The 9,529-nt window shown below is 69.9% G+C and carries 6 protein-coding genes; 3 read left to right on the forward strand and 3 right to left on the reverse strand.

Going from position 1 to position 9,529, the window contains the following annotated elements:
- Positions 1-8 precede the first annotated feature (8 nt).
- On the forward strand, positions 9-1,280 hold the full coding sequence (locus C2L58_RS44725) for a ThuA domain-containing protein (protein ID WP_103343696.1): 1,272 nt from the start codon (positions 9-11) through the stop codon (positions 1,278-1,280).
- Positions 1,281-1,331: 51 nt separating this feature from the next.
- On the opposite strand, the gene C2L58_RS44730 is transcribed toward C2L58_RS44725, so the two are convergent.
- The 3 genes from C2L58_RS44730 to C2L58_RS44740 all read right to left on the reverse strand — a co-directional run bounded on the left by C2L58_RS44730 (position 1,332) and on the right by C2L58_RS44740 (position 7,527).
- The gene (locus C2L58_RS44730; RefSeq protein ID WP_103343697.1) at positions 1,332-3,815 is read right to left on the reverse strand and encodes a DNA gyrase/topoisomerase IV subunit A; all 2,484 of its coding nucleotides are present in this window, start codon (positions 3,813-3,815) and stop codon (positions 1,332-1,334) included.
- 29 nt (positions 3,816-3,844) lie between these two features.
- Positions 3,845-5,896, reverse strand: coding sequence for a DNA gyrase/topoisomerase IV subunit B (locus tag C2L58_RS44735; protein ID WP_103343698.1), 2,052 nt, complete (start codon positions 5,894-5,896; stop codon positions 3,845-3,847).
- Between the two features lie 134 nt (positions 5,897-6,030).
- Positions 6,031-7,527, reverse strand: a complete 1,497-nt coding sequence (locus tag C2L58_RS44740) for a hypothetical protein (RefSeq protein WP_103343699.1) — start codon at positions 7,525-7,527, stop codon at positions 6,031-6,033.
- Between the two features lie 107 nt (positions 7,528-7,634).
- Between C2L58_RS44740 and C2L58_RS44745 the strand changes: the two genes are divergently transcribed.
- Entirely contained in the window at positions 7,635-8,747 is a 1,113-nt protein-coding gene (locus C2L58_RS44745) for an LLM class flavin-dependent oxidoreductase (RefSeq protein ID WP_103343700.1), read from the forward strand.
- Entirely contained in the window at positions 8,744-9,331 is a 588-nt protein-coding gene (locus tag C2L58_RS44750; protein ID WP_103343701.1) for an FMN reductase, read from the forward strand. The genes C2L58_RS44745 and C2L58_RS44750 overlap by 4 nt, the downstream gene beginning before the upstream one ends.
- Positions 9,332-9,529 lie beyond the last annotated feature (198 nt).

A 9,529-nucleotide genomic window follows, 5' to 3' on the forward strand; every position in this document is an offset into this window, starting at 1 on the left:
GTCCGCCCATGAGATCCCGCCGTCCGCTGATCCGGATCCTGGCGTTCTTCGCCGCCTGCCTCGGGCTGAGCCTGGGTGGCCCGCCCGTGCAGGCCGCCACCCCGTTCAAGGTCCTGGCGTTCTACAGCGGCACGTACGACGCCGCGCACATCAGCTTCGAGAAGGAAGCGAACGTCTGGTTCCCGCAGCAGGCGGCGGCCAACGGGTTCACCTACACCGCGACGACCAACTGGAACCAGCTCACCACCCTCACCCCGGACCAGTACCAGGTGGTGCTGTTCCTCGACGACCAGCCGCAGTCGCAGGCGCAGTTCCAGGGCTTCCAGCGGTACATGCAGGCGGGCGGCGGGTTCTTCGGCTTCCACGTCACCGCCTACAACGACAGCTCGACGCCGTTCTACGCGAACTGGTTCCACAACGACTTCCTCGGCACCGGCCGGTTCACGTCGAACACGTGGGGCCCGACCCCGGAGACCCTGAAGATCGAGAACCGCACGCACCCGTCGACGGCGAACCTGCCGGCGACGATCCGGTCGTCGACGTCGGAGTGGTACGCCTGGCAGAACGACCTGCGCCAGAACGGCAACATCACCGTCCTGGCGTCGATGGACCAGGGCACCTTCCCGATCGGCACCGACCCGAACCAGACCTGGTACAGCGGCTACTACCCGATCGCGTGGACGAACAAGAACTACAAGATGCTCTACGCCAACTTCGGCCACAACGCGATGAACTACGAGACGAACACGGCGCTGTCGTCGACGTTCGAGAGCGCCGACCAGAACCGGTTCGTGCTCGACGGGCTCAAGTGGCTCGGCGGCGGCTCGACCGGGCCGACCGACCCGGGCACGATCGACCCCGCGGCGTTCTACGCGGTGACGAACAAGGCGTCCGGCAAGTGCGTCGACGCCCGCGCGGCCGGCAGCGCCAACGGCACGGTGATCCAGCAGTACACCTGCAACGGCACCGCGGCCCAGCAGTACCAGTTCGCCCCGACCAGCGGCGGCTACGACCGGATCAACAACCGGACGAACACGGCCGAGGTCATCGACGTCACCGACGTCTCGACCGCGGACAACGCCGGGCTGCAGCTGTGGTCCTACAGCGGCGGCGGCAACCAGCAGTGGCAGCCGGTCTCCGAAGGTGGCGGCTACTACCACTTCGCCGCCCGCCACAGCGGCAAGTGCCTGACCGTGCCGGGCTCGTCGACGGCGGACAGCGTCCAGCTGGTCCAGGCGGCCTGCAGCGGCAGCGCCGCTCAGTCGTTCAAGGTCGGCTAGCGGGTCGTGAGTGTTTAGGCGGGTTCTAACCCGCCTAAACACTCACGACCGTCAGCCGCGTTCGATGAGGTGGCCCACCACGTCCGGGCCCGGGTGGGCGTGGCCCGAGCCGTCGCGGCGGACGTCGATCTCCGGGAGCTCCACCGGGTCGCCGTTGCGGGCCGCGCCCGCCGGGCGTGGGCCGATCCACGCCACCCGCAGCTCCGTCTCGCCCTTGAGGAACCGCTGCGCCCGGACGCCGCCCGTGGCGCGGCCCTTGGCCGGGTACTCGCTGAACGGTGTCACCTTCACGCTCTGGCCCGTCGCGGTGATCACCATCGGCTCGCCGTGCTCGTCGTCGTCCGTGCGGACGGCGCCGAAGAACACCACCGAGCCCGAACCCACGTTGATGCCCGCCATGCCGCCGCCCTTGAGACCCTGCGGGCGGACCAGGGACGCCGGGTACTTCAGCAGCGACGCCTCCGACGACACGAACGCCAGCGTCTCCGAGCCGTCCGTCAGCCACGTTGCGCCGACGACCTCGTCGCCGTCCTTCAACGAGATCACTTCGAACTCGTCCGAGCGGACCGGCCACTCCGGTGAACAGATCTTCACGACGCCGGCCTTCGTGCCGAGCGCCAGGCCCGGCGAGGCCGCCGCCTGCTCGCCCAGCGGCGCGATCCCGACGACCGTCTCGCCCTTCTCCAGCGGCACCAGTTCCTTCGCCGCCATGCCGCCGCGCAGCGAGACCGTGCCGGCCTGCTCCGGCAGCACCGGCAGCGGCAGCACGTCGGTCTTGAACGCCCGGCCGCGGCTGGTCACCAGCAGCACCTGCCCGCGCGCGGTCGTGTGGACCAGGGCCGCCACCGCGTCGTGCTTCACGCGGCCGTTGCGGCGCCGCGTCTCCGTCGCTTCCTCCGACTCGGCCGCGGTGCGCGCCACCAGCCCGGTCGCCGACAGGATCACCTGGCACGGGTCGTCCGCGACTTCGAGGGGCCCGGACGGCTTCGACGCGGCTAGGACCTCCTTCAGGTCGCCGTCGATCAGCGCGGTGCGGCGCTCGGTCGTGAAGTCCTTCGCGACCTTCGCCAGCTCCGCCGAGACGAGCTTCTTCAGCACCGACTCGTCGTCGAGGATCTTGGTCAGCTCCGCGATCTCCTCGCGCAGCCGCTCCTGCTCCGACTCCAGCTCCAGCCGGTCGTACTTCGTGAGGCGGCGCAGCGGCGTGTCCAGGATGTACGTCGCCTGGATCTCCGACAGCTTGAAGCGCGTCATCAGGCCGTCCTTCGCGGCCTGCGCGTTCTCGCTTTCGCGGATGAGCTTGATCACCTTGTCGATGTTCAGCAGCGCGATCAGCAGGCCGTCGACCAGGTGCAGGCGCTCTTCGCGCTTGCGGCGCCGGTACTTCGTGCGCCGCGTGACGACGTCGTAGCGGTGGCGGAGGAAGACCTCCAGGAGTTCCTTCAGGCCCAGGGTCTGCGGCTGGCCGTCGACGAGGACCAGGTTGTTGATGCCGAACGACTGCTCCAGCGGCGTCAGCCGGTAGAGGTCGGCCAGCAGCGCCTGCGGGTTGACGCCGACCTTGCACTCGATGACCAGCCGCGTGCCGTTCTCGCGGTCGGTGAGGTCCTTGACGTCGGCGATGCCGGTGAGCCGCTTGGACTTGTTGACCTCGTCGGTGATCTTCTCGATCACCTTCTCCGGGCCGACGCCGTAGGGCAGCTCGGTGACGGTGATCGCCTGCCGCCCGCGGCTGCCCTCCAGGGGGCCGGTCTCGACGCTCGCGCGCATCCGGACCACGCCGCGGCCGGTCTCGTAGGCGCGGCGGACCTCGTCGAGGCCCAGCAGCTTGCCGCCGGTCGGCAGGTCGGGGCCGGGCACGAACTCCATCAGCTTGTCGAGCGTCGCGGACGGGTGCGTGATCAGCCACCGCGCCGCGGCGACGACCTCGCCGAGGTTGTGCGGGATCATGTTGGTCGCCATCCCGACCGCGATCCCGGACGTGCCGTTGACCAGCAGGTTCGGGAACGCCGCGGGCAGCACGGACGGCTCCTCGAGCGAACCGTCGTAGTTCGGCCGGAAGTCGACGGTGTCCTCGCCGAGCTCGCCGACCAGCTGCATCGCCTCCGGCGACATCCGTGCTTCGGTGTACCGGCTGGCGGCCGGGCCGTCGTCGGGGGAGCCGAAGTTGCCGTGACCGTCGATCAGCGGGACGTTCAGCGAGAAGTCCTGCGCCAGCCGCACCATCGCGTCGTAGATCGCGACGTCGCCGTGCGGGTGGTACTTGCCCATCACGTCACCGACCACGCGCGACGACTTCACGTACGCGTGCGTCGGGCGGTAGCCGTTCTCGTTCATCGAGTACAGGATCCGGCGGTGCACCGGCTTGAGCCCGTCCCGCGCGTCCGGCAGGGCGCGCGAGTGGATGACCGAATACGCGTACTCCAGGTAGGAGTCTTCGATCTCGGTCTTCAGCGGGTTCTCGAAGACCTGCGCCCCGGCGGCGTCGAACGCGCTCGGATCGACCTTGGTGGTGGTGCCCTTGCGGCGTGCCACGGCAGAACTCCTTGGTAGCTATGAAAAACTCAGGCGTCGATGGCTTCGCGGTCGATCCGGTCCGAAGAGGCGACCAGCCAGTTCCGCCGGGGCTCGACCTTCTCGCCCATCAGCAGTTCCAGCGCGCCTTCGGCGGCTTCGACGTCGTCCATGGTGATGCGGCGGACCGAGCGGGTGGCCGGGTTCATCGTGGTCTCCCACAGCTCGTCGGCGTCCATCTCGCCGAGACCCTTGAACCGCGGCACCGGGGTGACGATGCTCTTGCCCGCCTTCTCCAGCTCGGCGAACTTCGTCTCCATCTCCTGCTGCGTGTACGTGAAGTGCGTTTCCGGGTTGCGGCCCTTCGTGACGAGCTTGTGCAGCGGCGGCATCGCCGCGTAAAGCCGGCCGTCCTCGATCACCGGGCGCATGTACTTCGCGAACAGCGTGATCAGCAGCGTGCGGATGTGCGAGCCGTCCACGTCGGCGTCGGCCATCAGGATCACCCGGCCGTAGCGCATGGTCGACAGGTCGAACGTGCGCCCGGTGCCCGCGCCGAGCACCTGGACGATCGACGCGATCTCGGCGTTCTTCAGCGTGTCACCCAGCGACGCCTTCTGGACGTTCAGGATCTTGCCGCGCAGCGGCAGCAGCGCCTGGTACTCCGAGACGCGCGCCATCCGCGCCGACCCCAGCGCGCTGTCGCCCTCGACCAGGAACAGCTCACTGCGGGAGACGCCGGTGGTGCGGCAGTCGACCAGCTTCGGCGGCATCGCCGCGCCTTCCAGGGCGGTCTTGCGCCGGGCGGCGTCCTTCTGCTGCTTCTGGGTGAGGCGGACGCGCGAGGCGTCGACCACCTTCTGCAGCACGACCTTCGCCTCGGACTTGGTCTTGCGATCCTCGGTCCAGGCCTTGACGTGCTTGTCGACGATGGCCTGCAGGACCCGGGTGATCCCGGCGGTGGACAGCTCGTCCTTGGTCTGTGAGGTGAACTGCGGCTCCGGCAGCCGGACGTGCACCACGGCCGTCATGCCCTCGAGGACGTCCTCGAGGGTCGGCATGTCCTCCTTGGGCTTGAGCAGCCCGCGGGTCTTGGAGATGGCCTCCTGCAGCGCCTTCGTCACCGCGCGGTCGAAGCCGCGGCGGTGCGTGCCGCCGTGGACGTTGCGGATCGTGTTGGTGAAGCACTCGACCGTGCGCTCGTAGCCGGTGCCCCAGCGCATCGCCACCTCGACCTCGGCGTGGCGCTCCACATTGGACTGCATCACCCCGGCGGCGTCGGCCGCGTTCTCCTTGTACGTGCCTTCGCCGGTGATCAGCAGCGTGCCGCAGACCGGCTTCTCGCCCGACGGCGTGAGGAAGTCGACCATGTCGACCAGGCCGTGCGGGAAGTGGAAGGTTTCCTCGTTGATCGTGTCTTCGATCGCGGTGCGCAGCACGTACGTGACGCCCGGGACGAGGAACGCGGTGTTGCGCAGCTTGGCCCGTACGCCGTCGACGTCGAGCGCCGCGCCGGACTCGAAGTAGCGCGCGTCGTACCAGTAGCGGATCGACGTGCCGCTGCGCTCGCCGCGCTTCATCTTGCCGGTGAGGTTCAGCCCGGACCGGCGGGTGAACTTCGCCTTCGGGCCGGGCGCGTCGAACGTGCCCGGGACGCCGTGCTTGAACGACATCTGGTGGACCTTGCCGTCCTGCTTCACCGTGACGTCGAAGCGGTGCGACAGCGCGTTGACCGCCGAAGCGCCGACGCCGTGCAGGCCGCCGGAGGTCTTGTAGCCCGAGCCGCCGAACTTGCCACCCGCGTGCAGGCGCGTCAGCACCAGCTCGACACCGGACAAACCGGACTTGGCGTGGGTGCCGGTCGGGATGCCGCGGCCGTCGTCGTCCACCTGGACGCTGCCGTCGGCGTGCAGGGTGACGACGATCTTCGTCGCGTGGCCGGCGACCCCTTCGTCCGTGGAGTTGTCCACCACCTCCGAGAAGAGGTGGTTGATGCCCCGGCTGTCGGTGGAGCCGATGTACATCCCGGGTCGTTTGCGGACGGCTTCGAGACCCTCGAGATGCGTCAGGTCGTCGGCCCCGTACAAGGTCTCGGCAGTCACAGGGTCGTTCTCCCGGATCGTGGCTCGCGAAAGTGCTGGTGGTGGTGCGGACTCGCCTGCACCGTAGTGCAGGATATCCGCCCACCCCGACAACTTTCGCGCGCTCCCGTCCCCGGAGTGGCGTACGCCGCCCGTCAGCGGGGGTCGTAGCCCAGGTCGGGCCACAGGCCCAGCAGGGCTTCGATCTTCCGCGGGACCTGGAAGCTGTTCCGGAAGTTCGGCTTCTCGCCGATCGTGGCGAGGGCCTTGCGGAGGTCGCCGAAGGCCGGTTTGGCGGCCGACTGCCGGGTCAGGACGTAGCAGTACGTCCGGCGGGGGTACGCGAATTCGTCGATGTAGGCCTGCAGGACGAGACCGGGGGCCTCGATCCGCGACCCGACGAGGGGGCGGCCCTGCTTCTGGCTGTAGACGGGGATCACGTGCACCCCCGCGCGGAGCGTGCGCGGCGGGTCCTGGCCCTGGCCGTCGTCGGCCCAGAGCAGCTCGACGCGGAACGGTGATTCGCCGTCCTCGCCGGGGTGGGTGTATTCGCGCTGCAGCTCTTCGAGCCGGTACGCGGCCTCGGCGTTCGGTTCGCCGCCTTCGACGAGGCTGACCAGGTACAGCTCGGCCGGGCGCGGCCAGGACGGCCGGGGCACGTCAGTGGCTTCGGGGGCTTCAGTGCCTTCGGAGGCTTCGTTGGCTTCCGGTTCGGCCGCAACCGGTTCCGCGGTGCCGGCCGGCGAACCGGCCTCGGCAGCGGCGGGCGTGGCCGGTTCCGGCTGTTCCGGCTGCGTGGTGCCCGGCTCGGCGGCGGAGGCGGCCGGCGGGGCCGTGGCGGGCTGTTCGGGGCTCGCGACCTCGGCGGGGACGCCGGGGCGGGCCGCAGACGTCGCGGCCGGGCCTCCGGGAACACCCGGGCGGATCACGCCCGACGGAGCCGCGCCCGGAACGCCCGGGCGCACCGGGGAGGCGGGCGGCGTGGGAGCCGGGCGGACGGGCGAAGGCGCGGGAGCCGCGGGGCGCACCGGTGAGGGCGGCGGCGTCGCGGCCGCGGGCCGGACCGGCGTCACCGGGCGGCTGGTCACCACCGGCCGGGCGGCGGCGGGCCGGGTCGCCGCGGGGCGGGCCGTGACCGGCTTGCCGGCGCCGTACTGCTCCAGCAGCGGCTCCAGGTCACCGGCGGTCAGCGAGGGGCCCGCGAGGTCGCACCACTCGAGCCAGGCCTCCTGGGCCTCCTCGACGGTCTGCCGCTCGTGGGAGAGCGTGACGGCCTCGAACAGCTGCCGCGGGCCGGCGGCCGTGACGTCGGCCGAGCCGACCACGACGAACGACGGGTCGTCCTCCGCGATCACCAGCTTCGCGTTCAGCCCCCGCAGCGAGTGCACGATCACCCCCGCCTTGACCCAGTGCAGCAGCGCGTGCGGGCTCGTCGCGCCGGACAGCACGGTGTCCAGGCTCGCGTCCGTGATCAGCGTGTCTCCGGGTTGCAAGGGCAGCAGGGCCGCCGCGCCGGGACCGACGTGGCCGAAGGCGGCCACCAGGTTCCGGCGCGGGGCGAGCAAGGGGGTGATCGAGGCCCAGATGTCGCGACCGGCGAGTAGTCGTACCGAACGTTCTGCCAAACCCAGCCGAGCGAGCTCCGCGTCCATGCCCACGACCTTAGCCGGTGCCCCTGGAGCACCTGACGGCCGGAATATCTCTTGCTTGGAAGTAGTTGAACGCGCATGTAAGATGGTGCTCGCGAAGGGAGCAGGTCATGCAGTTCGGAATCTTCACGGTGGGCGACGTCACGACCGATCCCACGAACGGAACCACGCCCACCGAGCACGAGCGGATCAAGGCGATGGTCCGCATCGCGCTCAAGGCGGAGGAGGTCGGCCTCGACGTCTTCGCGACCGGCGAGCACCACAACCCGCCGTTCGTCCCGTCGTCGCCCACGACGATGCTGGGCCACATCGCGGCGCAGACGTCCAAGCTGATCCTGTCGACGTCGACGACGCTGATCACCACGAACGACCCGGTGAAGATCGCCGAGGACTTCGCGATGCTGCAGCACCTCGCCGACGGCCGCGTCGACCTCATGATGGGCCGCGGCAACACCGGCCCGGTCTACCCGTGGTTCGGCCAGGACATCCGCCAGGGCATCCCGCTGGCCATCGAGAACTACGCGCTGCTGCGCCGGCTCTGGCGCGAGGACGTCGTCGACTGGTCCGGCAAGTTCCGGACGCCGCTCCAGGGCTTCACGTCGACCCCGCGGCCCCTGGACGGCGTCCCGCCGTTCGTCTGGCACGGGTCCATCCGCAGCCCGGAGATCGCCGAGCAGGCGGCGTACTACGGCGACGGCTTCTTCGCCAACCACATCTTCTGGCCGACGTCGCACTTCCAGCAGCTGATCTCGTTCTACCGCCGGCGCTTCGAGCACTACGGCCACGGCTCGGCGGACCAGGCGATCGTCGGCCTGGGCGGCCAGGCGTTCATCCGCCCGAAGTCCCAGGACGCGTGGAACGAGTTCCGGCCGTACTTCGACAACGCGCCGGTGTACGGGCACGGCCCGTCCCTGGAGGAGTTCACGGAGCAGACGCCGCTGACGGTGGGCAGCCCGCAGGAGGTCATCGACAAGACGCTGACCTTCCGCGAGAACTTCGGCGACTACCAGCGCCAGCTGTTCCTGATGGACCACGCGGGCCTGCCGCTGAAGACGGTGCTGGAGCAGCTCGACCTGCTCGGCGAGCAGGTGATTCCGGTGCTGCGCAAGGAGCTGGACTCCCTGCGTCCCGCGCACGTCCCGGACGCGCCGACGCACGCGTCCCTGAAGGCGGCTTCTCCGGAGGCGGCTTCGGTGGCGGATTCGATGGAGGCTTCGGTATGAAACTCGCAGTGGCGACGGCCGGCCTGTCGGTGCCTTCATCGACCCGCCTGCTGGCCGACCGCCTGGCCGCGGCGACCGTCGCCGCGGCCGGGGAACCGGTCTCGGTGTCCGTGGTGGAGTTGCGGGACATCGCGCTGGACATCACGAAGAACCTCCTGACCGGCTTCCCGAGCCCGCAGCTGCGCACGGCGATCGAGACGGTGACCGGCGCGGACGCGCTGATCGCGGTGACGCCGGTGTTCACGGCGGGCTACAGCGGGTTGTTCAAGTCGTTCTTCGACGTCCTGGACGCGGATTCGCTGGTGGGCAAGCCGGTGCTGCTCGCGGCCACGGGCGGGACGGAACGGCATTCCCTGGTGCTCGACTACCAGCTGCGGCCGTTGTTCGGGTACTTGAAGGCGGATCCGGTCGCTACGGGCGTGTACGCGGCTTCGTCCGACTGGGGCAGGGGTGAGGCCTCAGGGGCGTTGCAGCGGCGGATCGAGAAGGCGGGGGCGGAGTTGGCTTCGCTGGCCGGGGGACGGCCTGCAGTGTCGGGGGAGCCGGATTTCGTTCCGTTCGAGCAGTTGCTGGCGGCCGAGTGAGCCCGGCTTCCCTGCCCGGCTCGGGGTGTCCTGTAGGTGGTTGAGCTGGGCGGCGGATGGCTGCCCGGTGGTTGCGGCGCAGACGAAGCGCTGCGACTGCTGAGTCGGTCGCTAACCCGGATTCGCGTGGGTGTGGGCCCGTAGCCGTGTGGCTGCGGGCCTTTCCCGTGTTCAGGCTGCGAATGGGAGTGGTTCGTG

The organism is Amycolatopsis sp. CA-126428, assembly GCF_002904335.1.
In the GTDB taxonomy this organism is placed as follows: Bacteria; Actinomycetota; Actinomycetes; order Mycobacteriales; family Pseudonocardiaceae; genus Amycolatopsis.

What these genes read in the sequence shown, in the direction of transcription:
- C2L58_RS44725 (WP_103343696.1), top strand. Translation starts at nt 9, where the DNA reads ATGAGATCCCGCCGTCCGCTGATCCGGATCCTGGCGTTCTTCGCCGCC.
- C2L58_RS44740 (WP_103343699.1), bottom strand. Translation starts at nt 7,527, where the DNA reads ATGGACGCGGAGCTCGCTCGGCTGGGTTTGGCAGAACGTTCGGTACGA.
- C2L58_RS44745 (WP_103343700.1), top strand. Translation starts at nt 7,635, where the DNA reads ATGCAGTTCGGAATCTTCACGGTGGGCGACGTCACGACCGATCCCACG.
- C2L58_RS44750 (WP_103343701.1), top strand. Translation starts at nt 8,744, where the DNA reads ATGAAACTCGCAGTGGCGACGGCCGGCCTGTCGGTGCCTTCATCGACC.